Origin of the sequence: Streptococcus sp. SG2, assembly GCF_030439925.1 — a bacterium.
In the GTDB taxonomy this organism is placed as follows: domain Bacteria; phylum Bacillota; class Bacilli; order Lactobacillales; family Streptococcaceae; genus Streptococcus; species Streptococcus gordonii.
Genome location: NZ_JAQFJD010000005.1, coordinates 58,144 through 84,573, shown reverse-complemented (window position 1 = coordinate 84,573; position 26,430 = coordinate 58,144). Strand labels below are relative to the sequence as shown.

The 26,430-nt window shown below is 40.5% G+C and carries 26 protein-coding genes, 4 tRNA genes, 1 pseudogene and 1 riboswitch; of the genes and pseudogenes, 28 read left to right on the top strand and 3 right to left on the bottom strand.

The window, feature by feature from the left end; all coding sequences use genetic code 11:
• The first annotated feature begins 53 nt into the window (after positions 1–53).
• The 18 genes from PCY09_RS09715 (at position 54) to comB (ending at position 14,626) form a co-directional block, all read left to right on the top strand.
• Positions 54–126: transfer RNA gene (locus PCY09_RS09715), tRNA-Phe, on the top strand.
• 13 nt (positions 127–139) lie between these two features.
• Positions 140–210 (top strand) — tRNA-Gly (locus PCY09_RS09710).
• A 35-nt stretch (positions 211–245) separates the two neighbouring features.
• Positions 246–319: transfer RNA gene (locus tag PCY09_RS09705), tRNA-Ile, on the top strand.
• Positions 320–329: 10 nt separating this feature from the next.
• A tRNA-Ser gene (locus PCY09_RS09700) sits at positions 330–417 on the top strand.
• Between the two features lie 67 nt (positions 418–484).
• Complete coding sequence (gene mreC / locus PCY09_RS09695; RefSeq protein WP_125397319.1) at positions 485–1,300, top strand: rod shape-determining protein MreC; 816 nt, start codon at positions 485–487, stop codon at positions 1,298–1,300.
• Between the two features lies 1 nt (position 1,301).
• Positions 1,302–1,802, top strand: a complete 501-nt coding sequence (mreD, locus tag PCY09_RS09690) for a rod shape-determining protein MreD (RefSeq protein WP_125397318.1) — start codon at positions 1,302–1,304, stop codon at positions 1,800–1,802.
• 99 nt (positions 1,803–1,901) lie between these two features.
• On the top strand, positions 1,902–3,092 hold the full coding sequence (gene pcsB / locus PCY09_RS09685; RefSeq protein ID WP_125397317.1) for a peptidoglycan hydrolase PcsB: 1,191 nt from the start codon (positions 1,902–1,904) through the stop codon (positions 3,090–3,092).
• Between the two features lie 159 nt (positions 3,093–3,251).
• Positions 3,252–4,217 (top strand): ribose-phosphate diphosphokinase, encoded by a 966-nt coding sequence (locus tag PCY09_RS09680; RefSeq protein WP_008810021.1) that lies wholly within the window; start codon positions 3,252–3,254, stop codon positions 4,215–4,217.
• Positions 4,218–4,433: 216 nt separating this feature from the next.
• Positions 4,434–5,021 carry an amylase-binding adhesin AbpA gene (gene abpA, locus PCY09_RS09675; protein WP_045504766.1) on the top strand — a complete coding sequence of 196 codons (588 nt, stop codon included), beginning with the start codon at positions 4,434–4,436 and terminating at the stop codon, positions 5,019–5,021.
• A gap of 88 nt (positions 5,022–5,109) precedes the next feature.
• Entirely contained in the window at positions 5,110–5,967 is an 858-nt protein-coding gene (srtB, locus tag PCY09_RS09670; RefSeq protein WP_125397316.1) for a class B sortase, LPKTxAVK-specific, read from the top strand.
• A gap of 78 nt (positions 5,968–6,045) precedes the next feature.
• Entirely contained in the window at positions 6,046–6,705 is a 660-nt protein-coding gene (locus PCY09_RS09665; protein WP_125397315.1) for an HAD family phosphatase, read from the top strand.
• 13 nt (positions 6,706–6,718) lie between these two features.
• A riboswitch (TPP riboswitch) is annotated at positions 6,719–6,820 on the top strand.
• Between the two features lie 225 nt (positions 6,821–7,045).
• Positions 7,046–7,336: a thiamine-binding protein gene (locus PCY09_RS09660; protein WP_045504760.1), complete on the top strand. Its 291-nt coding sequence runs from the start codon at positions 7,046–7,048 to the stop codon at positions 7,334–7,336.
• Positions 7,299–8,051, top strand: coding sequence for an ABC transporter permease (locus tag PCY09_RS09655; RefSeq protein ID WP_125392722.1), 753 nt, complete (start codon positions 7,299–7,301; stop codon positions 8,049–8,051). Before PCY09_RS09660 ends, PCY09_RS09655 begins: the two co-directional genes overlap by 38 nt.
• Before the next feature lie 40 nt (positions 8,052–8,091).
• Entirely contained in the window at positions 8,092–9,093 is a 1,002-nt protein-coding gene (locus PCY09_RS09650) for an ABC transporter substrate-binding protein (RefSeq protein WP_125366499.1), read from the top strand.
• Positions 9,093–9,815 (top strand): ABC transporter ATP-binding protein, encoded by a 723-nt coding sequence (locus PCY09_RS09645; protein ID WP_125397314.1) that lies wholly within the window; start codon positions 9,093–9,095, stop codon positions 9,813–9,815. Before PCY09_RS09650 ends, PCY09_RS09645 begins: the two co-directional genes overlap by 1 nt.
• 265 nt (positions 9,816–10,080) lie before the next feature.
• Positions 10,081–10,692: a 30S ribosomal protein S4 gene (rpsD, locus tag PCY09_RS09640; protein ID WP_008810013.1), complete on the top strand. Its 612-nt coding sequence runs from the start codon at positions 10,081–10,083 to the stop codon at positions 10,690–10,692.
• Positions 10,693–11,104: 412 nt separating this feature from the next.
• A complete protein-coding gene (gene comA, locus PCY09_RS09635) occupies positions 11,105–13,258 on the top strand; it encodes a peptide cleavage/export ABC transporter ComA (protein WP_227250369.1) in 2,154 nt (717 codons plus the stop codon).
• Positions 13,259–13,267: 9 nt separating this feature from the next.
• Entirely contained in the window at positions 13,268–14,626 is a 1,359-nt protein-coding gene (comB, locus tag PCY09_RS09630) for a competence pheromone export protein ComB (protein WP_046164564.1), read from the top strand.
• Between the two features lie 118 nt (positions 14,627–14,744).
• Here the strand turns inward: comB and PCY09_RS09625 are convergent, their stop codons facing one another.
• Positions 14,745–16,394, bottom strand: coding sequence for a GBS Bsp-like repeat-containing protein (locus PCY09_RS09625; RefSeq protein ID WP_061602335.1), 1,650 nt, complete (start codon positions 16,392–16,394; stop codon positions 14,745–14,747).
• A 245-nt stretch (positions 16,395–16,639) separates the two neighbouring features.
• On the opposite strand from PCY09_RS09625, the gene purD reads away from it, so the two are divergent.
• The 10 genes and pseudogenes from purD to purB all read left to right on the top strand — a co-directional run bounded on the left by purD (position 16,640) and on the right by purB (position 25,047).
• Entirely contained in the window at positions 16,640–17,899 is a 1,260-nt protein-coding gene (purD, locus tag PCY09_RS09620) for a phosphoribosylamine--glycine ligase (RefSeq protein WP_061602334.1), read from the top strand.
• A gap of 59 nt (positions 17,900–17,958) precedes the next feature.
• Complete coding sequence (locus PCY09_RS09615) at positions 17,959–19,152, top strand: ATP-grasp domain-containing protein (RefSeq protein WP_046164561.1); 1,194 nt, start codon at positions 17,959–17,961, stop codon at positions 19,150–19,152.
• A gap of 19 nt (positions 19,153–19,171) precedes the next feature.
• Complete coding sequence (gene purE / locus PCY09_RS09610; protein WP_045504741.1) at positions 19,172–19,660, top strand: 5-(carboxyamino)imidazole ribonucleotide mutase; 489 nt, start codon at positions 19,172–19,174, stop codon at positions 19,658–19,660.
• Positions 19,647–20,738: a 5-(carboxyamino)imidazole ribonucleotide synthase gene (purK, locus tag PCY09_RS09605; protein WP_061602333.1), complete on the top strand. Its 1,092-nt coding sequence runs from the start codon at positions 19,647–19,649 to the stop codon at positions 20,736–20,738. The genes purE and purK overlap by 14 nt, the downstream gene beginning before the upstream one ends.
• A gap of 1 nt (position 20,739) precedes the next feature.
• Positions 20,740–21,003 (top strand): hypothetical protein, encoded by a 264-nt coding sequence (locus PCY09_RS09600; RefSeq protein WP_125366506.1) that lies wholly within the window; start codon positions 20,740–20,742, stop codon positions 21,001–21,003.
• 19 nt (positions 21,004–21,022) lie between these two features.
• Positions 21,023–21,250, top strand: coding sequence for a hypothetical protein (locus PCY09_RS09595; RefSeq protein ID WP_061602331.1), 228 nt, complete (start codon positions 21,023–21,025; stop codon positions 21,248–21,250).
• 24 nt (positions 21,251–21,274) lie between these two features.
• Complete coding sequence (locus tag PCY09_RS09590) at positions 21,275–22,426, top strand: hypothetical protein (RefSeq protein ID WP_301556715.1); 1,152 nt, start codon at positions 21,275–21,277, stop codon at positions 22,424–22,426.
• Positions 22,427–22,572: 146 nt separating this feature from the next.
• Positions 22,573–22,674 (top strand): annotated as a pseudogene (locus tag PCY09_RS09585) (hypothetical protein); the annotation flags it as partial.
• Positions 22,675–22,687: 13 nt separating this feature from the next.
• Positions 22,688–23,755 (top strand): beta-carotene 15,15'-monooxygenase, encoded by a 1,068-nt coding sequence (locus PCY09_RS09580; RefSeq protein WP_227250368.1) that lies wholly within the window; start codon positions 22,688–22,690, stop codon positions 23,753–23,755.
• Positions 23,752–25,047, top strand: coding sequence for an adenylosuccinate lyase (gene purB, locus PCY09_RS09575; protein WP_061602329.1), 1,296 nt, complete (start codon positions 23,752–23,754; stop codon positions 25,045–25,047). The genes PCY09_RS09580 and purB overlap by 4 nt, the downstream gene beginning before the upstream one ends.
• Before the next feature lie 44 nt (positions 25,048–25,091).
• On the opposite strand, the gene PCY09_RS09570 is transcribed toward purB, so the two are convergent.
• Positions 25,092–25,658 carry an NAD(P)H-dependent oxidoreductase gene (locus PCY09_RS09570; protein ID WP_002922778.1) on the bottom strand — a complete coding sequence of 189 codons (567 nt, stop codon included), beginning with the start codon at positions 25,656–25,658 and terminating at the stop codon, positions 25,092–25,094.
• Positions 25,655–26,251 (bottom strand): TetR/AcrR family transcriptional regulator, encoded by a 597-nt coding sequence (locus tag PCY09_RS09565; protein WP_061602328.1) that lies wholly within the window; start codon positions 26,249–26,251, stop codon positions 25,655–25,657. Before PCY09_RS09565 ends, PCY09_RS09570 begins: the two co-directional genes overlap by 4 nt.
• Between the last annotated feature and the right edge of the window lie 179 nt (positions 26,252–26,430).

Sequence of the window (26,430 nt, the reverse complement as noted above, 5' to 3'; positions counted from 1 at the left end):
TCGTCGGGCTCATAACCCGAAGGTCGTAGGTTCAAATCCTGCTCCCGCAATAAGGCTCGGTAGCTCAGTTGGTAGAGCAATGGATTGAAGCTCCATGTGTCGGCGGTTCGATTCCGTCTCGCGCCATATTTTTGAATAAGCGGGTGTAGTTTAGTGGTAAAACTACAGCCTTCCAAGCTGTTGTCGCGAGTTCGATTCTCGTCACCCGCTTTGAACGAAAGGTTCATACCAAGTTTTTATAACTTGGGCGCGTAGCTCAGGTGGTTAGAGCGCACGCCTGATAAGCGTGAGGTCGGTGGTTCGAGTCCACTCGTGCCCATTTTATAGTTGGAGAATTACTCAAGAGGCTGAAGAGGACGGTTTGCTAAATCGTTAGGTCGGGTAACTGGCGCGGGGGTTCGAATCCCCCATTCTCCGTCAATAGGGAGTTTAGCATTTGCTATCTCCTTTTCTTGTATTTTGTTGTGATTTTGTAGGTATTGAGATGAAAAAATTTAAAAAATCAAGATTAATTGTAATGATCATTGTTTTAATTTTAACTGCTTCAGCTTTGTTACTTTCTACTTATTCTACTTGGTTTGTAAATGGGACATCAAATGCTTTAAGCCTTGTTGATAATGTTTTGTCAAAGCCATTCCACTTACTTACTGATGTGAAAAGTGATTTGGAACATTTGGTTAATACTTATCATGAGAATGAAGAGTTAAAAGCTACTTTAAATGAAATTGATTCAGCGTCAAATGAGGTTTCTGATTTAAAAGAAGAAAATGCCCAACTTCGAGAAATGCTGGATATGAAGAATTCTATTAATAGTGATGTGAAACTATCTGCTGATGTTATTGCTCGCACTCCTGCTTCATGGTCTAATGAGTTGACAGTTAATGTAGGATCAGAAAATAAAGTAGCTTCAACCATGCTTGTTGTTGGCGATGGTGGCTTGATTGGGAGTGTTGATCAAGTGAATGAACATTCTAGTAGAATTAGTCTATTAACGAATAAAAAGAATAGCGAAAATATATCTGTTAGAATACAAAGCGGCTCAAAAACTATTTATGGTATTATTGTAGGGTATAGTGAAAAAAAGTCAGCCTTTATTGTTAGTCAGCTGAATACTTCTGATGAGATTAAAGAGGGATCAAAAGTTGTTACAAGTGGCTTAGGATCTTATCCCGTTGCAAATATTTCTGTTGGGAAAGTATCTTCTGTAGCTTCAAGTAGTGACTATTTGACAAAAGAAGTATATATTAAACCAAGTGCTGATTTTTCTGACATTCGTGTGGTAACTTTGGTGGGGAATTGATATGCGACTTTTTAAACAATATGTGGGAATACCGTTGTTATTGCTTTTTTTAATGTTATTAGATGGCCATATTTCAACCTTAATTGCTTCCTTTTTACCTATAAAATTCCATTTAGTTTGCCATTTGGTGTTGATCTTTCTGCTATTTATTTCAGTAGAAGTGTCTGATGTAACAGCATTTACAATATTCTTAGTGATAGGTATTCTTTATGATGCTTACTATTTTCATGTAATTGGAATTGCCACATTATTACTTCCCCTGTTGAGTGTATTAGTCAATAAATATAATACAATCATGATGGGCAATAAAATCACTCGATTCTTGTCCGTTTTAATACTAGTATTCTTGTTTGAATTTGTTTCTTTTTTATTAGCCAATCTAGTTTCTTTAACTAGTATGGAAATAAGTAGTTTTATTGTCTATAGTTTGGCTCCGACAATGGTGCTTAATTCCCTGCTTTTACTACTTTTGCAACCGGTTTTGGAAAAAGTTTATTTATGATAAAAAAGAAGAAATAAAAATGTAATAAAGGCGTAACATATTCTACGTCTTTTTCTGTTATACTTATTATTGTCTTATTGGATAGGAGTAGAATTATTTATGAAGAAAAAAATTATCACTTCGATGTTATTGAGTGCTTTGGTTCTTACACAAGGTGCTAGTCTAGTGAATGTGCATGCCGATACAACAGATGACAAGATCGCTGCACAGAACAATAAAATTAATAGCTTAAATGCTCAACAACAAGCTGCACAAGCTCAAGTTGATCAAATTCAAAGTCAAGTATCAGCAATTAAATCACAACAAGAAAAGCTTCAAGCTGAAAATGAAAAGTTAACAGCAGAATCTGAAAAACTTTCAGCTGAAATTGATGAATTGTCAAAAAATATTGTAGCACGTAATGAGTCATTGGCAAACCAAGCTCGTAGCGCTCAAACAAATGGAACTGTGACAAGCTATATTAATACGATTGTTAACTCAAGCTCTATCACTGAAGCAATTTCACGTGTGACAGCTATGAATGAAATCATTTCCGCTAACAATAAAATGTTGGAACAACAAAAAGCGGATAAAGAAGCGATTACTGAAAAACAAATTGCTAATAACGAAGCAATCAATACAGTTATTGCGAACCAACAAACCTTGGCTGATGATGCTCAAGCGTTGGCAACTAAAGAAGCAGAATTGAAGGTTGCACAAATCAATCTTGCAGCTGAAAAGGCAAGTGCCGAAGGTGAGAAAAATTCTCTTTTAGAACAAAAAGCAGCAGCACAAAAAGCAGCTGAAGCAGCGGCAGCAGCTGAAGCTGCTTACCGTTCACAACAAGCTTCTCAACTTCAAGCAATTCAAGCATCTGGTAATACAAACCTCTCAGCACAAATACAAGCTGTTTCTGGAGGTACTCCTGCAGCAGCAGCACCTGCACCAGCAGCGACGGTGTCTAATGTATCTTATTCTTCAGACGCTTCTACTTACCCTGTTGGTCAGTGTACTTGGGGAGCTAAAACATTGGCACCTTGGGCTGGTAATTACTGGGGTAATGGTGGTCAATGGGCAGCAAGTGCAGCAGCGGCAGGCTTCCGTGTAGGTTCTCAACCACAAGTTGGAGCGATCGCATGTTGGACTGATGGTGGTTATGGACACGTGGCTGTAGTAACAGCAGTTCAGTCTTCAACTAGCATTCAAGTATCAGAAGCTAACTATCTTGGTCAACAATCAATTGGTAACTACCGTGGTTGGTTTGACCCAACAACTGCACAAGGTACAGTAAGTTACATTTATCCAAATTAATAAATTTAGAAGGTTGGAATTTCCAACCTTTTTATATTTAGCATAAGATTAAGTATTTGTAAGACTATTCAAATATTTTTTGTAAAACGCTTTATTCAAAATTGAAATATTCCTTAAAAAGGGTTAAAATGTAAATGGAATAAATTTTCGGAGGCAAACATGTCATTTTCTGATTTAAAGCTCTTTGCTCTTTCTTCTAACCAAGAGTTGGCCAAGCGGGTAGCCAAAGGGATAGGAATGGAGCTTGGAAAGTCGACGGTACGTCAGTTTTCGGATGGGGAGATTCAAGTCAATATTGAAGAATCAATTCGAGGCAAGCATGTTTTTATTTTGCAGTCAACGAGTTCACCTGTTAACGATAATTTGATGGAGATTTTGATTATGGTGGATGCACTTAAACGAGCAAGTGCAGAATCTATCAATGTGGTTATGCCTTACTATGGTTATGCTAGACAAGACCGTAAGGCCCGTGCTCGTGAACCAATTACTTCAAAATTAGTAGCAAATATGCTAGAAATTGCTGGTGTTGATCGTTTGCTGACAATTGATTTACATGCTTCACAGATTCAAGGTTTCTTTGACATTCCAGTCGATCATTTAATGGGTGCGCCTCTCATTGCTAATTACTTTGAACGTCGTGGAATGATTGGAAGTGATTATGTTGTAGTGAGTCCTGACCATGGTGGTGTCTCACGTGCTAGAAAATTAGCGGAATTTCTAAAAACACCGATTGCTATTATTGACAAACGTCGTAGTGTAGATAAGATGAACACTAGTGAGGTCATGAATATTATTGGTAACGTTAAGGGAAAAACTTGTATTTTGATCGATGATATGATTGATACTGCAGGAACCATCTGTCACGCAGCAGATGCTTTAGCTGAAGCAGGTGCAGTTGATGTTTATGCTAGTTGCACTCACCCAGTTCTATCTGGTCCTGCAATGGAAAATATTCAGAAATCTGCTATCAAGAAATTAGTTGTTCTGGATACAATTTATCTTCCGCAAGAACGTTTAATTGATAAGATTGAGCAGATTTCTATTGCTGATCTTCTTTCAGAAGCAATAATTCGTATCCATGAAAAACGTCCTCTTTCTCCTTTGTTTGAAATTGGCAAAAATTAATATTATAAAAGTGTTACAATATTACACATTTCTGAAATGCTTCCCCCTGACCACAAGATAAGGGGGATTTTTTATTGAAACGAAGCCATTTCTACCATATGATGAATTTCAAAATAATAAAAAAAACTATTGACAAAAATAGGGCAAATATATATAATATAGGTAGTAACTCCGAGTTACGAATAATTTTTTTAAAAAGAAAAAGGAGATAAAACGATGAAAAAAGTTTTATTGTCAAGCGTGGTAGCACTTACATTATTTGCAGCTGCAGCACCAGTTTTCTCTGCTGATGAAGCTACTGATGCAGCTCGTAAAAACGACGGCGCATACTACCTTCAAACTCAATTCACAAATGCTGATAAAGTAAACGAATACTTGGCTCAACATGATGGTGAAATCCGTGCAGAAGCTGCTGCAGATCCAGCAGTAGTAGCTGCTAAAGCTGCTCTTGATGCAGTTGAAGGTGGAAGCCACAATTATGGTGAAGTTAAAGCAGCTTATGAAGCAGCATTCAACAACGCTTTCAACGCTGTACGTAACAAATATGTACAACAATTCCAAGCTACATACAACAACGCTACAGAACAAGAAGGCAAAACATACATCCAAGGTGAAACTCCTGAACAAGCTAACGCTCGTTACTTGAAACGTGTTGGTGCAGCTAACAACCAAAACCCAGCTGCAGAAGACAAAGGAGCTACTACTCCTGCTTCTAAAGAAGAAGCTAAAAAATCAGAAGCTGCTGCTAAAAACGCAGGTAAAGCTGCAGGTAAAGCACTTCCAAAAACTTCAGCAGTTAAATAATTCTTTATTGATACTGATGTAAACAATATCACTGGGCCATTGGTTCAGTGATATTTTCTTAGAAAAAAATGGGGAATACTTAAATATTATGAGTCAAAATGCTAAAAGACAAACTAAGAAGGCTCCAAATAAGAATTTAAAACTATTTGGTGCTTTATTAGGTATCATTGTTGTTGCTGTTGCAACTGCAATGCTGATTTTTAATCCATTTAAGTCAGCGCCTAAGTCGAATACGACTGCTTCTACTAGTCAAGTAACAAAAAGCTCTACAAAGAATACTTATCAACCAAGCAAGGAAGAAAAAGAGTATTTAGCGAAGCGCTTTGCAGATTTAAAGGCTATTAATAGTGAAGCTATTGCTTATGTTTATGCTCCAGGTACAAAATTAGATGAACCTGTTGTACAGACGAAAGATAATTCTACTTATCTTGATAAAACCTTTGAAGGCGGGAATGAGCCTTACATGGGAACAGTCTTTATGGACACAGATAACAAGAAGGACTTTAGTGATCGCTTGACTTGGCTTTTTGGTCATGCTCGTGGAAGCAAAGTAGCGGACAATCGTATGTTTAACGATGTCAACTTCTATGATAATCAGGAATTTTTCGATCAGCACAAGTATGTTGTTGTTGAAACACCTGAGCGTAAGTTCTACTATGAAGCAATGGGCTTGGTTATTGTACCAGAGGAGACTGCTTTCTATCGGACTAGCTTCGATGGAGATAAGGACTTTACAGATCAGCTAAACAGTATTTATGAAGCATCTAGAACTAAAAACAAGGACATCAAGGTAAAAGCAAGCGACAAATATCTTGTGCTATCAACCTGTCGTGAAGAGGATGAGACAATTCGTTCTAACCTCTACCTACGTCAGATTCCAGATTCTGAAATGAGTGATTTCCTTGCGAAACATGGTTCAGAATTAACATATACTCCTACTAGATAGGCTATTAAAGAGGCGGAATTTGTTTTCGCCTTTTTTATATTTTTTAAACATGTTATAATGAAAGCAGAGGTGGACACTATGATTAAAAATTTGGTTTTTGATTTAGGAAATGTTTTGATTGAGTGGAATCCAGATAAGATATTCAGGCATTTTGAAGCGGATGAAATGCGACGACAATCCCTGAGAGAAGCGATTTTTGATTCACACCTATGGCACCAAACGGATTGGGGGTCCTTGTCTTTGGCGGAAGCTTGCAAATTAGCTCAACAGAATCTAGATCCATCTTTTGAAGCTGTAGTTGAAAAAATATTTTTTCACTGGTATGAGGCTGTGGATGTCTACCAAAATTTGCAAGAAAAAATAGAGCAATGGTCAAAGTTAGGCTATCATATTTACATTTTATCAACAACCTGTGAGATATTTTATAGGATTGAACAGGCAGGATTATTGCCAATTTTTCCTCTTTTGTCAGGTTATATTCTCTCTTCAGAAGTTAAAGTAGTAAAACCTTACAAAAAAATATACCAGGAACTCCTTGAGAAATATAATCTTAAACCAGAAGAGTCGGTCTTTATGGATGATATTCAGGTCAATTTGGATACGGCAAGGGAAATGGACTTTGAGACAATACTAGCTAAGAGCGAATTGGAAAATATTGAGGCGCTGGATTGTTTATTACTTTCTAAGGGGATGTTTGGTTCAGTGGGCTTAAGCACAAATCTTGACATAGAGTCGTGATTGCGCTATCATAATATACATATATGGGAGTCTGTGTACAGTCTGAGAGGAAGTGTAAACTTCGACCGCACCTGATCTGGGTAATGCCAGCGTAGGGAAAAAGTATTTGTAAAAACCTTGTGGTTTTACTAAAAGTGGCGAGCGATTCGCCTATCTTTAGGATACTGATGCATGCTACACCTTTTCCATATTGGAGAAGGTGTTTTTGTATGAAGTGCAAGGTTTTTATAAAGAGAGCTTGCGATCTCTTTCATTAGGGAAAGAACGGTCTGGTTAGCAAATGGAATCGTATCTGTATGCATCATTCTCAGATAGAGTTTGAATGCAGGGAGGTGAAGAGATGAAAGCGAGCATTGCTTTGCAAATTCTGCCCTTGTCAACTGATAAAGGACGGTTGGCAGTCATTGAAGATGTGATTGAGTATCTGCAGAAACAGCCCGTGAGGCAGTTGGTAACTCCTTTTGAAACAGTTTTAGAAGGAGAATGGGAAGATTTGTTTCCTATATTGGGAAAGGCAATAGAATTGGCTGGCAGTCAAGCAGATAATGTATTTGCAAATGTGAAGATAAATTATGGAGAGATTTTGTCTATTGATGAGAAACTTGAAAAATATTCTGCGCCAGCAGATTAGTCTTTTAGGGATGGTAGGTGTGCTTGCTATTTGGCAGGTCATGGGCTGGCTTAAGCTCTTGCCTAAGTTTATTCTGCCAACACCTCTGGAAATATGTCAGGCTTTTGTTAGGGATGCAGAACTGTTGGCTGTACACAGTTGGGCTACTTTAAAAGTCGCTTTGTTGGGTTTGCTGCTAGGAGTTATTATAGCTTGCTTGCTGGCAGTGCTCATGGATAGTCTGAGCTGGCTCAATGATCTGATTTATCCTATGATGGTCGTGGTACAGACGATTCCGACCATTGCGTTAGCACCAATTCTGGTTCTCTGGCTGGGTTATGGAATTTTGCCCAAGATTGTGCTCATTATTCTGACGACAACTTTCCCAATTATCGTCAGTATTCTGGATGGTTTTCGGCATTGTGACAGAGATACCTTGACTCTCTTTAAACTCATGCAGGCCAATCGCTGGCAGATTCTATGGCATTTTAAGATTCCAGCTAGTCTGCCCTATTTCTATGCGGGCTTGCGCGTCAGTGTTTCTTATGCCTTTATCACGACTGTGGTCTCCGAATGGCTGGGTGGTTTTGAAGGTCTGGGTGTCTATATGATCCAGTCTAAGAAGCTTTTCCAGTACGATACCATGTTTGCCATTATCGTTTTAGTATCAGTTATCAGTCTTCTGGGTATGAAGCTGGTGGCTATTAGTGAAAAATTTGTCATCAAGTGGAAATAGGGGCTTAGCTCTGCTATTTTCAAAAAAAGAAAAGAGGATTATGATGAAAAAAAGTTGTAAATTGTTCCTTGCAGGTTTGGCTGCAGTATCACTCTTTGGTCTAGCGGCCTGCGGTCAGTCGAAAGCTACGTCTGAGAGCAAGGACAAAAAGATTGATTTTATTCTGGATTGGTCACCCAATACCAATCATACAGGACTTTATGTGGCTAAGGAAAAGGGCTATTTCAAGGAAGCAGGTGTGGATGTTGATATTAAGTTGCCACCAGAAGATAGCACTTCTGACCTGATTATTAATGGCAAAGCTCCTTTTGGAATTTACTTCCAGGATTCTATGGCTAAAAAACTGGATAAGGGCGCAGAAATCACAGCTGTTGCGGCTATTGTAGAACACAATACTTCAGGTATCATTTCTAAGAAATCTGCAGGGATTAATGGGCCCAAGGATCTGGCTGGGAAGAAATATGGCACCTGGAATGACCCTGTGGAGTTGGGCATGCTGAAGACATTGGTAGAAAGCCAAGGTAGCAAGTTTGATGATGTAGAGAAGGTTCCGAATAATGATTCTAACTCTATCACACCAATTGAAAATGGCTTGTTTGACGCAGCCTGGATTTACCACGGCTGGGATGGCATCATGGCACAGTCTCAGGGCATGGACACTAATTTCTTTTATATGAAGGACTATGTCAAGGAGTTTGACTATTATTCTCCTGTCATCATTGCTAATAATGACTATCTGAAGAAGAATCCGGACGAGGCAAAAAAAGTCTTGCAAGCTATTAAAAAAGGCTACCAATATGCTATGGAGCACCCTGAAGAAGCAGCAGACATTTTAATCAAAAATGCACCAGAATTGAAAAACAAACGTGACTTTGTTTTGGCTTCTCAAAAATATTTGTCTGAGCAATATGCGTCAGATAAGAGCAAGTGGGGTCAGTTTGAGGCTAGCCGTTGGAATGCCTTTTACAAATGGGCCAAGGATAAGGGTCTTGTAAAAAATGACTTGAGTGACAAGGGATTTAGCAACGATTATATAAAATAATGACAGTAATTAAACTTGAAAATGTAAGCTATGCTTATGATGAACAGCAAATTTTAAAAGATATCAACCTAGAGGTGGAAGCTGGCCAAGTAGTGGCAATCTTGGGTCCTAGTGGCGTTGGGAAATCGACTCTTTTTAACCTCATTGCTGGGATTTTGGAGGTCCAGTCGGGCAAGATTGTCCTAGATGGGCAGGAAAATCCTAAGGGTCAGGTGAGTTATATGCTACAGAAGGACTTGTTGCTGGAGCATAAGACGGTGCTGGGTAATGTCATCTTGCCCCTCTTAATCCGAAAAGTATCCAAAAAGGAAGCGACGGAGCAGGCAACTCAGATTTTGAAGGAGTTCGGGCTCTTTGATGTGGCAGACAAGTATCCACATGAGCTGAGTGGGGGGATGCGGCAGCGCGTGGCTCTGCTGCGGACCTATATGTTCGGCCACAAGCTATTTCTTCTAGACGAGGCTTTTAGTGCTTTGGATGAGCTGACCAAGATGGAGCTGCACGCTTGGTATCTGGACATTCATCGTAGGCTGGGTCTGACGACTCTTCTCATCACGCATAGCATTGAGGAGGCTCTGGCTCTCAGTGATCATATCTATATTCTGAAAAATCGTCCAGGGCAAATCGTTGCGAATCTCCAGCTTATCTGGTCAGACAGCGAGGATAAAGAACTGCAGAAGCTGCGATACAAGCAGGAGATTTTGAAGATTTTGGGAGTGTGAAGTAGCTGCCTGAATCCCTTTACTTTCAAGAAACAACCTCAATCAAGCCTTTTGGCTTGATTTTTTGTATGAGGCCCTTTACTTTTGACTTTATTCATGGTACAATAGCCTTTGTGTGAAATAGCAGCAGGAAAGCATGAAGCTCGTCAACAGGTGTCTTATGACAAGTAACCTTGGCTGTTTAGGCGAAGGGCATCTGCACGAATCAGGGCTTTCTAAGTGACTATTTCCACCGAAATATTATTTATATCAGGAGGACATACACATGTCACGTTATACAGGACCATCTTGGAAACAAGCTCGTCGCCTTGGCCTTTCACTTACAGGTACAGGTAAAGAATTGGCACGTCGTAACTACGTACCAGGACAACACGGACCAAACAACCGTTCTAAATTGTCAGAATACGGTTTGCAATTGGCTGAAAAACAAAAACTTCGTTTCACTTACGGTGTAGGTGAAAAACAATTCCGTAACTTGTTCGTTCAAGCTACTAAGATCAAAGAAGGAATCCTTGGTTTCAACTTCATGCTTCTTTTGGAACGTCGTTTGGATAACGTTGTTTACCGTCTTGGCCTTGCGACTACTCGTCGTCAAGCACGTCAATTCGTAAACCACGGTCACATCCTTGTTGACGGCAAACGCGTTGATATCCCATCATACCGCGTAACTCCAGGTCAAGTGATCTCAGTTCGTGAAAAATCATTGAAAGTGCCTGCAATCCTTGAAGCTGTTGAAGCAACTCTTGGACGTCCAGCATTCGTATCTTTCGATGCTGAAAAATTAGAAGGTTCATTGACTCGCTTGCCAGAACGCGACGAAATCAACCCAGAAATCAACGAAGCGCTTGTCGTTGAATTCTACAACAAAATGCTTTAATTTTAAGATATATCTTACGAAAAGCCTACTACAGTGGGCTTTTTGTTTTGTCTTAAATCCTTGATTTCTGGGTTTGTTCAGTTATTTGTTCAGTTATAAACTTTTTAATGCAGTCTCATAGAATGTGACTGCTTTTTTGTCTTCTCTTTTGAGAGATGGCTATTTAAGAAGGATTTCTGTTTGCTGATAAATGTGTTTGGAGTTGAGTCGATCCGGAGTGGTTTGTAGGAATCTAGTGAGAAAGCCAGCTGTCATCTGACAAAAAGTTCATGACATTTTAAAAAAGAGCAATTAAAAATGAGGAACATCTGAGAAAAAAAGTTTAGCAAGTCGCCAATAGACTATCATTCAGGTAGGTTTTTTTATTATCATAAATTCATCAAGTATAAATGCATATGGAGAAAAGGTTTTTATGAAATTTAGGAAACGGCATTACAGAGCGCAAGTTGATACTAGGGATTGCGGTGTGGCAGCTCTGGCTATGGTTTTTGGTTATTATGGATCGTATTTTTCCTTGGCTACACTACGAGAAAAGGCAAAAACGACTAATGATGGCACAACTGCTTTGGGTTTGGTGAAAGTTGCTGAGGGCTTAAATTTTGAGACAAGGGCTTTTAAAGCTGATATGGGAATCTTTGATCTGGAAGATGTATCTTATCCTTTCATCGTTCATGTACTTAAGGAAGGGAAGCTCCTGCATTATTATGTTGTGACGGGCCAAGATAAACACACGATTCATATTGCAGACCCAGATCCTCAAGTTAAGATGACAAAGATTTCGCGAGAGCGTTTCGAACAGGAGTGGACAGGGATTACCATTTTCCTAGCTCCTAGTCCAGCCTATAAACCTAGTCAGGAAAAGAAAAATGGACTTTTAGACTTCATTCCCTTATTGATTAAGCAGAAGGGATTGATTGCTAATATTGTACTTGCAACTTTGCTGGTAACGTTGATCAATATTGTTGGATCCTACTACCTTCAATCGATTATTGATACTTATGTGCCTGATCATATGAAAACGACGCTGGCTATGATTTCTATCGGCTTGATTATTGTCTACATTTTGCAGCAATTCTTGTCTTATGCCCAAGAATATTTACTCTTGGTTTTGGGGCAACGTCTATCAATTGATGTGATCTTATCCTATATCAAGCACGTTTTTCAGCTACCTATGTCATTTTTCGCGACAAGGCGGACAGGGGAAATTGTTTCTCGTTTTACGGATGCCAATCGGATTATTGATGCCTTGGCCAGTACAATCTTGTCTATTTTCTTGGATGTGTCGATTGTATCGATCATTGCGATTGTTCTTTTTTCACAAAATAGCAGTCTTTTCTTTTTGACCTTGCTAGGAATCCCAGTTTACGCGCTCATTATTTTTCTTTTTATGAAGCCTTTTGAAAAGATGAATCATGAGACGATGGAAGCAAATAGTCTGTTGTCGTCTTCCATTATTGAAGATATCAATGGGATTGAAACGATCAAGTCTTTGACCAGCGAAAAACAACGTTATCAGAAGATTGACAAGGAATTTGTGACTTATCTGAAAAAGTCTTTTGCATATGGACGTTCTGAGAGTTTACAAAAAGTCTTGAAAGCAGCAGCTCGTTTGATTTTAAACGTCTTGATTTTATGGCTAGGAGCCACACTTGTCATGGATCAAAAAATCAGTCTTGGTCAGCTCATCACTTATAATACACTTCTAGTCTACTTTACTAATCCTTTAGAAAATATTATCAATTTGCAAACGAAGTTACAGTCTGCACGAGTGGCTAATGAGCGCCTCAATGAGGTTTATTTGGTGAAGTCTGAATTTGAAGAAGAGAAGCTTATCAAGGACTTGAGCCACTTGCAGGCTGACATCGATTTTCGTGGAGTCAGCTATAAATATGGCTATGGGGCCAATGTATTGTCAGAAATTGACTTGCATATTCCTGCTGGAAGTAAGACAAGCTTTGTTGGTGTATCAGGATCGGGAAAAACAACCTTGGCCAAGATGATGGTGCATTTTTATGGTCCGAATCAAGGGGATATTTGTCTGGGAGGAGTCAATCTCAATCAGCTGGATAAGCAGGCGCTGCGCCAATATATCAACTATCTTCCCCAGCAACCGTATGTTTTTAATGGAACTATTTTGGAAAATTTACTCTTAGGTGCGCGTGAAGGCACGACTCAAGAAGATATTCTGCGGGCGGTAGAGCTGGCGGAAATTAGGTCGGATATTGAGCGGATGCCCCTCAATTATCAGACAGAGTTGTCTGCAGATGGTGCAGGAATTTCGGGTGGTCAACGTCAGCGTATTGCTCTAGCGAGGGCTCTCTTGACAGATGCGCCAGTGCTTATCTTAGATGAAGCAACAAGCAGTCTGGATATTCTAACGGAGAAGCGGATCATTGATAATTTGATGGCGCTTGATAAGACGATTATTTTTATCGCGCATCGTTTGACTATTGCGGAACGTTCGGAGCAGGTGGTCGTTTTGGATCAAGGTAGGATTGTTGAGAGTGGAAGTCATAAGGAGCTGATCGAAAAAGAAGGCTTTTACCACCATTTGGTCAATAGTTAGGGAGAAAATATGAATGAACAATTTTTAGAAAGTGCAGAGTTTTATCAGAAACGTTATCATAATTTTGCTAGTTGTCTAATTGTGCCAAGTCTTTTTTTACTAGTATTTCTAGTTGGTTTTTCTATGCTGGCTAAAAAGGAAATTACAATTTCTAGCCGTGCTTCTGTAGAAGCTAGCCGAGTGCTAGCTCAGATTCAGTCGACTAGTAACCAGGCTATCATTGCGAATCATTTGGCAGAAAACAAGGAGGTCAAAAAAGGGGACCTGCTAATCCAGTATGCAGTAGAAGGAGAGGGAGCTCAGGAACAGAAGTTTTCCAGCCAGCTTGACTTACTCAAAGATCAAAAGGGCAAACTAGAAACTTTGCGTTCCAGTTTAGAAAGCGGGCGTAATCAATTCACTGAGCCAGATAGTTATGGCTACGAACAAAGCTTTAAAGACTACCAGAATCAAGTAGCGAGTATGACTAGTTCTGTGAATCAGCAAAATGCTACGATTGCTTCCCAAAATGCAGCGGCCAGTCAGTCTCAGGCGGAACTGGGCGGTGTTATCAGTGATGTGGATAGCAAACTAAATGACCATCGAAACTTGAAAAATGCCATTCAAAGTGGGGTAGGTATAGATGCATCGCATCCTCTTCACTCCCTGTACCAGTCCTATCGTGATCAGTTGAGCCTGGCGGAGGATAAGGCAACAGCTCAAAGTCAGATTGTAGCTCAATTAGATGGGCAAATCTCTCAATTAGAAGCAACAGCTGCGACTTATCGTGTCCAATATGCTGGTGCAGGCGCTCAACAAGCCTATGCTAGCAATTTATCCAGTCAGTTGGCTTCACTGAAAGCCCAGTATCTGGTCAAGGTAGGACAAGAATTGACCACTCTGACTCAGCAAATCTTGGAAGCCGAGAGCAATCTTAAACTTCAAGAAACAGTCTCTAAGCGAGGTCAGATTTTGGCTGAAATGGATGGCTTGCTTCACTTAAATCCAGAAGTACAAGGATCTACTCTGGTGGCAGAAGGAACTGCTTTGGCTCAGATTTATCCTAAAATCACCAGTGAACGAAAAATCAAAATTGTCACATATGTCTCTTCCAAGGATGTATCTACTATTAAAAATGGAGACAAGGTGCGCTTTATCACTGCTGATGATGCTAACAAACAAATGATTTTGACATCCCAAATTTCCAGTATTGATGCTAATGCTACCCAAACCAAACAGGGAAATTTCTTTAAAGTAGAATGCGAAATGGCTGTTAGTAAAGATCAAGCTAAGAAGCTCCGCTATGGCTTGGAAGGTAAATTTGTCATGGTAACTGGGGAAAAGACTTATTTCAGCTATTATATGGAGAAGTTTTTTAATCTTGGTTGAAGAACGTAGTTTAGTTTGTGATAAAAGAAGGGCGAGAAGCCCTTTTTTGTAGTTCGCTGGATGTTTTACAGTAATATAAAAAAGCCCTCCGAAATAAGGGAGGTGCTAAATGATAGGGTTAATTTGGGTAGATATAGGAAACCGTGCCCTGAGCGATGGTTGGGTCAAACCAGCCACGGAAATTAGCGATATAGCGCTGTCCAGCGTAGTTGGATTCCTGAATTTGGATACGCTTATGTGAATCAACATGCGTGACGACGCCGACATGTCCGTATCCACCGTCAGTCCAGCAGGCAATGGCTCCGACCTGAGGTGTGGATCCTACACGGAATCCTGCTCGGCGAGCACTGGCTGCCCAGTCCCCACCATTTCCCCACCAGTTTCCTGCCCAAGGAGCGAGAGCCTTGGCACCCCATGTACATTCACCAACAGGGTAGGTGTTACTTGGGTCGGTTGCATGGTTAAGAGGTTTTCTCACAGCTACTGTTGGACGTGTCACTTGAAAATTAGAGGCCATGACACCCGTTACTTTCCCGCCAGATTGTCGATAGACATGGACATGATAGAGACCATCACCGATATGATTATTGGCGTTGAAATCTAACGAATAGCGCCCATTACCAAGAGAATTAGCCGTATACCAGCGGAGGTCGTCTTGGCCATTAATATCTGACCAGATGGGGAAGAGAATATGGCCGTCACCGAAACTATTTTGTAAGATAACTTGATAGTTTGATTGGCCTTTATGAACCACTTGCAGACTCGGAGTTAGTGGCTGGGGGGCCGGCTGAGGAAGATTGACATTTTCAGCGACATAGCCAACTCGGCTACCGTCTTCATAGGTAATATAGACGTGATTGATATAGTTGCCGTAAATCTGCTGGTGATTTCGGATATCGAATTGAACGGAAAAGCTTCCGTTACCTGTCTTTGAAGCCTCATACCATTTAAGATTGCTTTGATTAGAGGTGCTCCAAATAGGCACCTGCACACTTTTAATTTTCTTGGAATAAGGACTTTCTTGGACCCTTACGGTATAGGTTCCATTTTCTTTATTAATGTTGGTAATACTGATGAGTGGCTTGCTGTCTCTGACAGGCTCTGCCGGTACTCTAGCAGCTGAAGCTTGCAGAGGTTTGTTGTTGTTTGGCTTTGCCTGAGGGGGCGCCGCCTTTGGGTCAGCTACCTTTTGAGGAGGAAGAGATTTGTTTCGCTCTTCGACTTTTGGATAGGAGTTCCGAGGATTTTCAACTCTATTGGTCGCTGGAGCCGGAGCTGGAGTAGGTGCTGGGTTAGTTGGTTTTGGCTCAGCCGGTGCTTGAGGTGTGGCATTGTTAGACGAAGTGCTGTCTTGCTGTTCAGGGACAGTTTTTTCGGCTGGTTGAACCGGCTTGTTTAGAAAGACCGATTTACTACTCAAGTGATATTTGATACCATTCACATTGAGATAAGTCTCGATGAGAAATTTGCCCTGGCCCTTGTGCTGAGACAAGTCAATCCTGGTCGTGCTTTGATTAGCTGAATACCAGACAATATCGTCTTGGCCACCCTCCTCAGACCAGACGGCATGTTGGATAGTATAAGCTTCTTGCGCAGCGGTCGGTTGGTACTGAACAATCGCTGTTTGTCCTTCAAGCTGAACGGAAACTTCGCTGGTCATAGCCGTTAGTTGGGATGGGCTAAACTGTTCATTCGCTGCAGCTAAGGGAGCGGATAGTGAGGTCAACAAGGTTGCTGAAAGCAGTAAGAAATTTTTGTATTTTTTCATACATCTCCTTTACAATATTTTTTTTGGAAAACTCCACTTATATTATTCGGGAAATTTATTGGAAAAATCAAAGTTTCGAAATTATAGAGGTTCTTATAGCATATTTCTTTCGTTTCAAATGGCATAAAACGAACGATTATGATATAATTTAGATGAATAATTCGTAAAAATGGCAATGATTTTTACGTGGTGTGTTAGCTTGGTGCGTAAGCGCCTGTGATATTTGATATTGAGGTATCTTAGCTATGAAGCTTTTAGTTGTGGGTTCGGGCGGTCGTGAGCATGCGATTGCAAAGAAGTTATTGGAGTCTCAGGGTGTGGAGCAGGTGTTTGTCGCACCTGGAAATGATGGCATGACCTTGGATGGGTTGGATTTAGTAAATATTGGAATTTCCGAACATTCCAAACTAATTGAATTTGCCAAGGAGAATGATATTGCTTGGTCCTTTATCGGTCCGGATGATGCCCTGGCAGCTGGAATTGTAGATGATTTTAACCAAGCTGGACTCAAGGCTTTCGGTCCATCTCGTTTAGCAGCGGAGCTGGAGTGGTCCAAGGATTTTGCCAAGGAAATCATGGTTAAATACGGAGTTCCGACAGCAGCCTATGGCACATTTTCCGACTTTGAGGAAGCTAAAGCCTACATCGAAAAGCAGGGAGCGCCTATCGTGGTCAAGGCAGACGGCTTGGCTCTGGGAAAGGGCGTGGTCGTAGCGGAGACCGTAGAGCAGGCAGTCGAAGCAGCTCACGATATGCTCTTGGACAATAAGTTCGGCGACAGCGGTGCGCGCGTGGTCATCGAAGAGTTTCTGGACGGTGAGGAGTTCTCTCTCTTTGCCTTTGTCAATGGGGACAAGTTTTACATCCTGCCGACGGCTCAGGATCACAAGCGGGCCTATGATGGGGACAAGGGGCCCAATACAGGCGGTATGGGAGCCTATGCGCCAGTTCCTCACCTGCCACAAAGCGTGGTGGATCAGTCAGTTGAGACGATTATCAAGCCGGTTCTCAAAGGCATGATAGCTGAGGGCCGACCTTATCTTGGCGTGCTCTACGCTGGGCTGATTCTGACAGCCGATGGTCCCAAGGTTATCGAGTTCAACTCGCGCTTTGGCGATCCAGAGACCCAGATTATCCTGCCGCGCCTGACGTCTGACTTTGCGCAGAACATCACGGACATTTTGGACAAGAAAGAGCCTGCTATCACTTGGCTGGATGAGGGGGTGACACTTGGCGTGGTTGTCGCCTCAGAGGGCTACCCGCTGGACTATGAGAAAGGCAAGCCTCTGCCGGAGAAGACAGCTGGCGACATCATCACCTACTATGCTGGGGCTAAATTTGCGGAAAATAGCAGAGCACTGCTGTCGAATGGCGGCCGAGTGTACATGCTGGTCACCACAGCCGATACCGTCTCAGCTGCGCAGAAAAAAATCTACGACCAACTAAAAAAACAAGACACAACAGGCCTTTTTTATAGGCATGATATTGGTGGTAAGGCTTTGTAAATCAAATCTATGAAACTTTTAGCCGTGAGACTTAAAAATAGACTTCAGGTATTTGAAAAATGAAAAATAGGTTGCTATTTTTAGAAGGTTCAAGCTTGACCTCACGAGAAACTTTGACAGTTTTGTTGAAAGAAGGCTATAAAATTGATGTGTTATCTCCTAGAAGATTTTCCATTGCATACTTCAGTCGTCTAACCCATAGAGTTCCGATAGTTGATGTGAATCGTTTTCCTGTAGATTATCTGAGACAGGTTAGTCAGTTGCTTCATAAAACCAATTACAAGGCCATTTTGCCAACACATGAAGAAGGCTGGTTATTGGCAAATGGGAAACAATTTTTGCCTCAATCGCTACCAATCGCCCTTGCTGATAAAGAGCAGTTTAAAAAGTTGGCTGGAAAGATTGCTTTTGCTGAAACTGCGGATTTATTAGGACTTCCCACACCTAAGTGGGAGTACGTGAAAGATGCAGACTCTATACTGTTAGACTATCCTTATTGGCTGAAAGCAGATTATGGTACTGCCGGTCGCTCGGTTTATAAGATTTCAAGTAAGAAAGATTTGGCTGAAGTGACGAGCAAATTAACAGCGAGTGATGAGGAATGGATGGTTCAGCAAGACATAGTTGGAGACTATGGTCAGGTTCAAGCAGTGTTTGATCATGGAGAATTACTCGCAGTGCATTCTAGCGTAAAAGTAGGTTCTGGTGCGGGTGGTTCGGCTGCGGCAAGATTAAGCATAGAATCTAAAAGAACGAGAGAGCATGTTGAAAAATTAGGACAATATATACAATGGCATGGTTGCCTAACCCTAGATTTTATACGTAGGGGAGACCAATTTTACTATATAGAGTGTAACCCTAGAATGGTAGAGCCTGCTAACGCCTATAAAGCAGGAGTTAATTTTCCAAAAATCATGATAGAACTAGCCAGTCACAGCTACGCTAAATCTGAGGTCATTCTTGGTCAAGCAGGCGTTGAGACGCATAGTCTGATGGCTTTGATTATTGGAACAGCTGAGAAGACGAAAAGTAGAAGAAAAATATTGCAGACAATAAAGTACTGGCTTTTAAGACGTGATAGTGAAGAAGTGTTGACACCTGTCTGGAAGGATTTGCCGAGCATTATACCTCTTGTGACAATTATACTTCGTTTATTGATAAAACCTAAGAGCGTTGAAAATCTAGTTAATCAGACTGTTCAACATTATAGTGTTGAATCAGCTACTGTAAAAAATATTGAGCAAAAGAATTAGTTTATTCAGAGGAGAAAATATGAAACCAATTATTTCCATCATCATGGGCTCCAAATCCGACTGGGCAACCATGCAAAAAACAGCTGAAGTCTTAGACCGCTTCGGTGTAGCCTACGAAAAGAAAGTTGTCTCTGCTCACCGCACACCGGACCTCATGTTTCAGCATGCGGAAGAAGCTCGCAGTCGTGGTATCAAGGTCATTATCGCAGGTGCTGGTGGTGCCGCCCATTTGCCAGGAATGGTAGCGGCTAAAACCACCTTGCCTGTCATCGGCGTACCGGTCAAATCACGCGCTCTCAGCGGTCTGGACTCTCTTTATTCGATTGTGCAGATGCCGGGCGGTGTACCTGTAGCAACTATGGCTATTGGGGAAGCAGGAGCGACAAATGCGGCTCTCTTTGCCCTCCGCCTTCTTTCAGTAGAGGACCAGGCCATTGCGACAGCTTTGGCGGATTTTGCAGAAGAACAAGGAAAAATCGCTGAGGAGTCTACAAATGAGCTCATCTAAAACAATCGGAATTATCGGTGGCGGTCAGCTGGGACAGATGATGGCCATTTCTGCTATCTACATGGGGCACAAGGTCATTGCGCTGGATCCTGCGGCGGATTGCCCAGCTTCTCGTGTGGCGGAAATCATCGTAGCTCCTTATAACGATGTGGACGCCCTCCGTCAGTTGGCTGAGCGTTGCGATGTCCTGACCTATGAGTTTGAAAATGTCGATGCCGACGGTTTGGATGCCGTTATCAAGGATGGTCAGCTTCCTCAAGGAACGGATCTGCTCCGCATTTCTCAAAATCGGATCTTTGAAAAGGACTTTCTTTCCAATAAGGCTCAAGTCACTGTGGCACCTTACAAGGTCGTGACTTCTAGCCAAGACTTGGCAGATATTGACCTATCGAAAAACTATGTCCTTAAGACGGCGACGGGTGGCTACGATGGGCATGGTCAAAAGGTTATTCGTTCAGAAGCAGACTTGGTAGAAGCTTATGCGCTAGCAGATTCAGCAGACTGTGTCTTGGAAGAATTTGTCAATTTCGACCTTGAGATTTCTGTCATCGTATCAGGAAATGGCAAGGATGTGAAGGTTTTCCCAGTTCAGGAAAATATCCACCGCAACAATATCCTGTCTAAGACCATCGTACCAGCCCGCATTTCGGAAAGGCTAGCAGATAAAGCTAAAACCATGGCAGTGCGAATCGCAGAACAGCTTAACTTGTCTGGAACCCTCTGCGTGGAGATGTTTGCGACAGCTGATGATATCATTGTCAATGAGATTGCACCACGTCCACACAACTCTGGCCACTACTCAATCGAAGCCTGCGACTTCTCGCAGTTTGACACCCATATTCTGGGCGTTCTCGGAGCACCATTGCCAGAAATTAAATTACATGCGCCAGCCGTCATGCTCAACGTACTCGGCCAGCATGTTGAGGCCGCTAAGAAATATGTCACAGAAAATCCAAGCGCTCACCTCCACCTGTATGGTAAAATAGAAGCGAAGCACAACCGCAAAATGGGACACGTGACTTTGTTTAGTAGTGTGCCGGATAGCGTGGTTGAGTTTGGGGAGGGGATTGATTTTTGAAATGATGGAAGAATTCGATGATGTATTTGAAGATGATATTACTACTCTGACATTTACTTATGCGGATGATGTAGTCATTCCAGAAATTCCGGATGCAGAAGGTATTCATATTGTAGAGATAACAAATAATCAGCTAGTTATAGAGCATACGCGCGATGATGATGAGGTCTATGATTATATAAAGAGTTTTGGATTAACAAGTCGCCCTATAAAACTTTCAATTGAATTTTGTGTTTACGAAGATCCTGAGGAAGAAAATTTTTAGAATTTAATGGAGAAAATCTATGATTCAAATCATTGTCAATGCTTTTGTGGAGAAGGACAAGACTGGAGCTGTCGTAGAAGTCTTGTATGCTAGTAGCAATCACGAAAAAGTGAAGGCCAAGTATGAAGAGCTAGTTACTCAATACCCCGAAAACTATTTAGCAATTTATGATTTACCGACGGATACGAACTTGAATACACTAGATCACTACCCGTCTGTATGGATTGGGAAAGAGGAGTTTGAGTGAGAAGTAAAATTTTAGGGAATACATATGAAATTTGAGGTGGAGTTATTAACTAAAAATATTAGTATTACTAAACTTGATGAGTTATTTCTTGGTTCAGAAATAATTAGTATTACTTCTGACAGTCAAGTTGGTGATAAGTATGTAGAGGGGCATTTAGCCAAATATAAGTGTATTTTTAAAGATGGTGACTTTACAATAAATACTCATCAATTTCAGAGCGGACTGGTTAAAATTATACTTAGCTATGAATACAGCAAGTCTAAATTGAATTCAGCAAAAAAGTTCGGAGATTTCCTTTCAATATTTAAAGGAATTTTAGAGAAAAGTGGTTTGAATTATTCGATTCTATTTAATGATTTGTCTATGTATTTTTCACAAAAACTTTATCCTAAATTTCAGACATATGAATCGCTGTTAAGAAAAATCTTTGTATTAGCTTTGTCTCCATTAGAAGATGAAAATGTTATAAAAATTATTAAGAAAAAGACTAATGGCAAACTGGATTTATCAAAAATTCACGCGATGGAATTTATAGAAAATCTACAAATAGCTGAACTTCATACTTTGATATTTGATTTAAATATAAATCCAATTAATAACTTAACAATTCATTTTAACGATTTTCAAATTAAAAATGAATATAGTCTGAAAGAAATGATTAGAAATTCGCTACCAATCACTATATGGGAAAAGCATTTTGCACCATTCACTGATGGTGAGAAAGTAGATGTACTCAAAAACAACTATGATAAGATTAGGGAATACAGGAATGACGTTATGCATTTTCACACGCTAACCTATAGACGATATAAAAAAATAGATTCACTGTTATTAGCTGTAAATAAAGAATTAGAAGAGCTTGAGTATAGCATGATTGAGAAATGGGATATTGAAGCAACTAGAAAACTTGTCAATGATATTTCCAATCAAGAACTTTTAGTAGGTTTAACAAACGTAGTATCAGAAGTTAATAAACCAGCAATGGATAGGTTTTATGCTAACAATATTAATTTTAACAATGTATTAAAATCCATTAGTGAAAAATTCAATAAGATTCAAGTGCCTAAAATAGATTCTAGGGTATTAAAGTCGATTCAAGGTATATCTGATACTATTGGGCATTTAGATTTACCAAACACCCTCAATGATCCAAATAGTGAAGAGGATGATGAATAAATCTATCAATTTTGAAATACAAAATTTAAGATTAGAAGTAAATGTAAGAATGTCAAAGAAAAAGCTGAGAAAAGAGAAAGTTTCCGAGGAACTGAGTTTAGATGAAGGCATTTGTCTTTTGATAAAATAGAATAAAAGGAACATGTGCTCACCTCCACTTATATGGTAAACTAGAAGCAAAGCACAACTGCAAAATGGGATATGTGACTGTGTTTAGTGATGTGCCAGATGAGGTAGAGAAGTTTTAGGTAGGAGGATAGTTTGAAGATTGTTGAACAATTAATACGGAAATTTAAATTATTACCTAAAAAAATAAAACAATTTTTCAAAAGTAGAACAATTGACGCGGAACACGCCATTGGTTTTTGTTATTTGATATTATATATACTTCCGTTTCTTGTAAATGGGCTGATATTTATAGTACTGGGGGTAATTTTAAATAAAATAACATTTTTAAGATTCTTAACCCCGATCATTATTTGCTTTATAAACGGCATTTTTCTATTTTACTTCAGTAAAAGAATTATCGCTTATATTAAACAAAAGAGGTTTTTACTTAGTTTAATATTACTTTATATTGTGTTGTCATTTTTTACAGCATTTATTTTTTGGATAGGAACAATATTTTTAAATATTACCACTATGCTTTTCATGATAATTCCTAATAGTCTTAGGGAGAATGAGTTATATACTTTAATTGTTAAGTATAGTAATGGTTACAAAACTATGATAGATAGTTTTGAAGGTTATTCAAGAGTAGCTGCTCCATTTATTCAAACTTTAGGATTCTCATATTTTCTAAATTTATTTGTTCCACTAAGATATCAGAGTGTTGACATACCAATCTATAAAAAAATTTTCCGCATTTTTATAAAAGTAATTTATCTGATACTTCCAATATTTTTCTTTCTTATTTTTTCAAAAGTAGATAAAGATTCTTACACAGTTATTGCAGGTATAGGTTTACTAATTATTTGGTTTTCTAAACCTAAAAATATAATTAGTCTATTAGACCGTAGAATCATTATTAGTGATGAAGATGTCAAACCGGAAGTAATCAATGGGATTAAAATTTTACAATTGTTTTTAACATTAATTGAGATATCATGGGGGATTAGTGTTTATTTTTTTGCTAATTATAGTGCCACTGAAAGATTATTTATTACTTTAGGTATACTTTCTATCGGTCTTGTTTTACTAATTATTTGGCAAAAGTATATAAAAGCTCATCAAACTCAATGGTTAGAAAATACATTGAAGAAAGAATCAGCTCAGAAAATTCTTGATAACATTCAAACAGACAAAACAGAAGGAGAAAAACAACAATGATCAACCGTTATTCTCGCCCCGAAATGGCGAACATTTGGACTGAGGAAAATAAGTACAAGGCTTGGCTGGAAGTTGAGATTCTAGCTGATGAGGCCTGGGCTGAGCTGGGTGAGATTCCCAAGGAAGATGTGGCCTTGATTCGTGAGAAGGCAGGCTTTGACATTGACCGCATCTTGGAGATTGAGCAGGAGACGCGCCACGATGTGGTGGCCTTTACTCGGGCGGTTTCTGAGACGCTGGGTGAGGAGCGCAAGTGGGTGCACTATGGCTTGACCTCGACCGATGTGGTGGATACGGCCTACGGCTACCTCTACAAACAGGCCAATGACATCATCCGTGAGGATCTGCGTCGCTTCACTGACATCATTGCAGAGCGGGCGCGGGAGCACAAGTTCACCATCATGATGGGACGGACCCACGGGGTGCATGCGGAGCCGACGACCTTTGGTCTTAAGCTCGCGACTTGGTACAGCGAAATGAAGCGCAATATTGAACGTTTCGAGATTGCGGCTGCCGGTGTAGAAGCCGGGAAAATCTCTGGTGCGGTTGGGAACTTTGCCAACATTCCGCCATTCGTGGAAAGCTATGTCTGTGAGAAATTAGGCATCCGTCCGCAGGAGATATCGACTCAAGTCTTGCCACGTGACCTCCACGCTGAATACTTCTCAGCTCTAGCCTTGATTGCGACATCTATCGAGCGTATGGCGACTGAAATTCGCGGTCTGCAAAAGTCTGAGCAGCGCGAGGTTGAAGAGTTCTTTGCTAAGGGGCAAAAGGGTTCATCTGCGATGCCTCACAAACGCAATCCTATCGGTTCTGAAAATATGACTGGTCTGGCGCGTGTCATTCGTGGTCACATGGTGACGGCCTTTGAGAATGTCTCTCTCTGGCATGAGCGCGACATTTCCCACTCATCAGCTGAGCGGATTATCGCTCCGGATACGACCATTCTTATCGACTACATGCTCAACCGCTTTGGCAATATCGTTAAGAACTTGACAGTCTTCCCAGAAAATATGAAGCGTAACATGAATTCAACCTTTGGTCTTATCTTCAGCCAGCGAGCTATGTTGACCTTGATTGAAAAAGGCATGACGCGGGAGCAGGCTTATGACTTGGTGCAGCCAAAGACTGCTCAGTCTTGGGACAATCAAGTGAACTTCAAGCCTTTGCTCGAAGCGGACCCAGAAGTCACTTCCCGTCTGACTCAGGAAGAGATTGATGAAATCTTCAATCCTACTTACTACACCAAGCGCGTAGATGAAATCTTCAAACGCGTAGGCTTAGATTAAATATAGAAATAGGCGCTTCTTACGAAGTGCCTATTTGCTTGTTCTTAAATTTGACTGGCCAGCTGCCCGATTTTCTTGAGCATTTCTTGACGTTGTTGGTCTGTTTTGCGTTCTACTCCGTTGAGCTCGGTCAGTTTGACTGGAGAAATTCCACAAAGTTTCAAGATTTGATTTTTAAGTACCTTGCCGTAGTCTTGGACAAAAGGCAGGGCAAAACCTGGTGTATTATGGCTGACGATAATCCAGCCGGACTTGCCTTGCAGGTGGCCTTGCATGCCGACTTTCTTATAAGAGTAGGCAAAGTCAGCGGCAAATACGCGGTCGATAAAGCCTTTGAGAATAGCCGGCATACCGCTCCACCAGATAGGGAAAATGAAAATCAGATGGTCTGCCCAAGTAATCAAATCCCGGTATTTTGCCATTTCAGGGTCTTTGTGTAGGTCACGACGTCTATGTTCTTGGTCAAAGCGCAAGATAGGGTCAAAATTTTCAGCATACAAGTCCAAGGTTTTCACCTCGTGCTTCTTAGAAAGGTTGCTTTGAACTTCTTTGAGAATAGCAGCATTGAAGCCGGTTGGGCTGGGGTGGGTGTAAATAATCAAGGTTTTCATGATCGTTCTCCTTTGATATAAATGTCAAGCATATGCTCGATCGTGCTTTGGATGGCTTGAGGATCAAGGTCTTGTCCGATAGGACTGTTGGCCAGAACGGCTAGACCTGTGATAAAGCTCCAAAAGTGAAAAAGGCTTTCTGCTTCGCTATTGCTAAAATTTTCCTCCTTGCGAAGCTTTAAAACAAGCTCCTTAAATTTATCAAATCCAGGCAAATCGGACTCCAAGAGAATGGTGTCCTGGGTCACTTTCATATATTTAAAAGGAAATTTGATAAAGAGAGCTTCGAAAAAATAAGGGTAGGTCTTGGCAAAAATAATGAAATTAAGACCAAGCTGGGTCAGCTGATCACGCGCAGAACCTGTCGCATCAATACTTTCATTGATTTCCTGATTGAGAAACAGTGAAAGCCGGGCCAAAACGACCTTTAGATAGCCTTCCTTGCTCTCAAAATGGCGGTATGGAGTGCCGTGAGTTACACCACAGGCCTTGGCGATAGTCCTGAGCGAAAGCTTTTCAATTCCATGTTTTCCGATTTCTTCAATCCCTGTTTGAATGAGCTGTTCTTTCAGCTGGGCAGTATTGCGTTTCATGTATCTCCTCCAAAAGTATACACTGTCTACTTATCTATTTTTAGTATATACTGTCTACTTTTTCTTGTCAAATAAAAATAGGCAAGACTATCACGCTATCCAAAATCTACAATGAAGCTCTTGTTGCCTATCTTTTAAAAAATGAAAAGCTACTGTGATACAAGTCCATATTACTAGTA

What these genes read in the sequence shown, in the direction of transcription:
- PCY09_RS09625 (WP_061602335.1), bottom strand. Translation starts at nt 16,394, where the DNA reads ATGAAAAAATACAAAAATTTCTTACTGCTTTCAGCAACCTTGTTGACC.
- PCY09_RS09680 (WP_008810021.1), top strand. Translation starts at nt 3,252, where the DNA reads ATGTCATTTTCTGATTTAAAGCTCTTTGCTCTTTCTTCTAACCAAGAG.
- comB (WP_046164564.1), top strand. Translation starts at nt 13,268, where the DNA reads ATGAATGAACAATTTTTAGAAAGTGCAGAGTTTTATCAGAAACGTTAT.
- PCY09_RS09595 (WP_061602331.1), top strand. Translation starts at nt 21,023, where the DNA reads ATGATTCAAATCATTGTCAATGCTTTTGTGGAGAAGGACAAGACTGGA.
- PCY09_RS09655 (WP_125392722.1), top strand. Translation starts at nt 7,299, where the DNA reads ATGAGAAACTTGAAAAATATTCTGCGCCAGCAGATTAGTCTTTTAGGG.
- purE (WP_045504741.1), top strand. Translation starts at nt 19,172, where the DNA reads ATGAAACCAATTATTTCCATCATCATGGGCTCCAAATCCGACTGGGCA.
- PCY09_RS09565 (WP_061602328.1), bottom strand. Translation starts at nt 26,251, where the DNA reads ATGAAACGCAATACTGCCCAGCTGAAAGAACAGCTCATTCAAACAGGG.
- rpsD (WP_008810013.1), top strand. Translation starts at nt 10,081, where the DNA reads ATGTCACGTTATACAGGACCATCTTGGAAACAAGCTCGTCGCCTTGGC.
- PCY09_RS09600 (WP_125366506.1), top strand. Translation starts at nt 20,740, where the DNA reads ATGATGGAAGAATTCGATGATGTATTTGAAGATGATATTACTACTCTG.
- mreD (WP_125397318.1), top strand. Translation starts at nt 1,302, where the DNA reads ATGCGACTTTTTAAACAATATGTGGGAATACCGTTGTTATTGCTTTTT.
- PCY09_RS09660 (WP_045504760.1), top strand. Translation starts at nt 7,046, where the DNA reads ATGAAAGCGAGCATTGCTTTGCAAATTCTGCCCTTGTCAACTGATAAA.
- PCY09_RS09615 (WP_046164561.1), top strand. Translation starts at nt 17,959, where the DNA reads ATGAAAAATAGGTTGCTATTTTTAGAAGGTTCAAGCTTGACCTCACGA.
- PCY09_RS09645 (WP_125397314.1), top strand. Translation starts at nt 9,093, where the DNA reads ATGACAGTAATTAAACTTGAAAATGTAAGCTATGCTTATGATGAACAG.
- comA (WP_227250369.1), top strand. Translation starts at nt 11,105, where the DNA reads ATGAAATTTAGGAAACGGCATTACAGAGCGCAAGTTGATACTAGGGAT.
- purB (WP_061602329.1), top strand. Translation starts at nt 23,752, where the DNA reads ATGATCAACCGTTATTCTCGCCCCGAAATGGCGAACATTTGGACTGAG.
- PCY09_RS09590 (WP_301556715.1), top strand. Translation starts at nt 21,275, where the DNA reads ATGAAATTTGAGGTGGAGTTATTAACTAAAAATATTAGTATTACTAAA.
- mreC (WP_125397319.1), top strand. Translation starts at nt 485, where the DNA reads ATGAAAAAATTTAAAAAATCAAGATTAATTGTAATGATCATTGTTTTA.
- PCY09_RS09570 (WP_002922778.1), bottom strand. Translation starts at nt 25,658, where the DNA reads ATGAAAACCTTGATTATTTACACCCACCCCAGCCCAACCGGCTTCAAT.
- abpA (WP_045504766.1), top strand. Translation starts at nt 4,434, where the DNA reads ATGAAAAAAGTTTTATTGTCAAGCGTGGTAGCACTTACATTATTTGCA.
- pcsB (WP_125397317.1), top strand. Translation starts at nt 1,902, where the DNA reads ATGAAGAAAAAAATTATCACTTCGATGTTATTGAGTGCTTTGGTTCTT.
- PCY09_RS09665 (WP_125397315.1), top strand. Translation starts at nt 6,046, where the DNA reads ATGATTAAAAATTTGGTTTTTGATTTAGGAAATGTTTTGATTGAGTGG.
- PCY09_RS09650 (WP_125366499.1), top strand. Translation starts at nt 8,092, where the DNA reads ATGATGAAAAAAAGTTGTAAATTGTTCCTTGCAGGTTTGGCTGCAGTA.
- srtB (WP_125397316.1), top strand. Translation starts at nt 5,110, where the DNA reads ATGAGTCAAAATGCTAAAAGACAAACTAAGAAGGCTCCAAATAAGAAT.
- purD (WP_061602334.1), top strand. Translation starts at nt 16,640, where the DNA reads ATGAAGCTTTTAGTTGTGGGTTCGGGCGGTCGTGAGCATGCGATTGCA.
- purK (WP_061602333.1), top strand. Translation starts at nt 19,647, where the DNA reads ATGAGCTCATCTAAAACAATCGGAATTATCGGTGGCGGTCAGCTGGGA.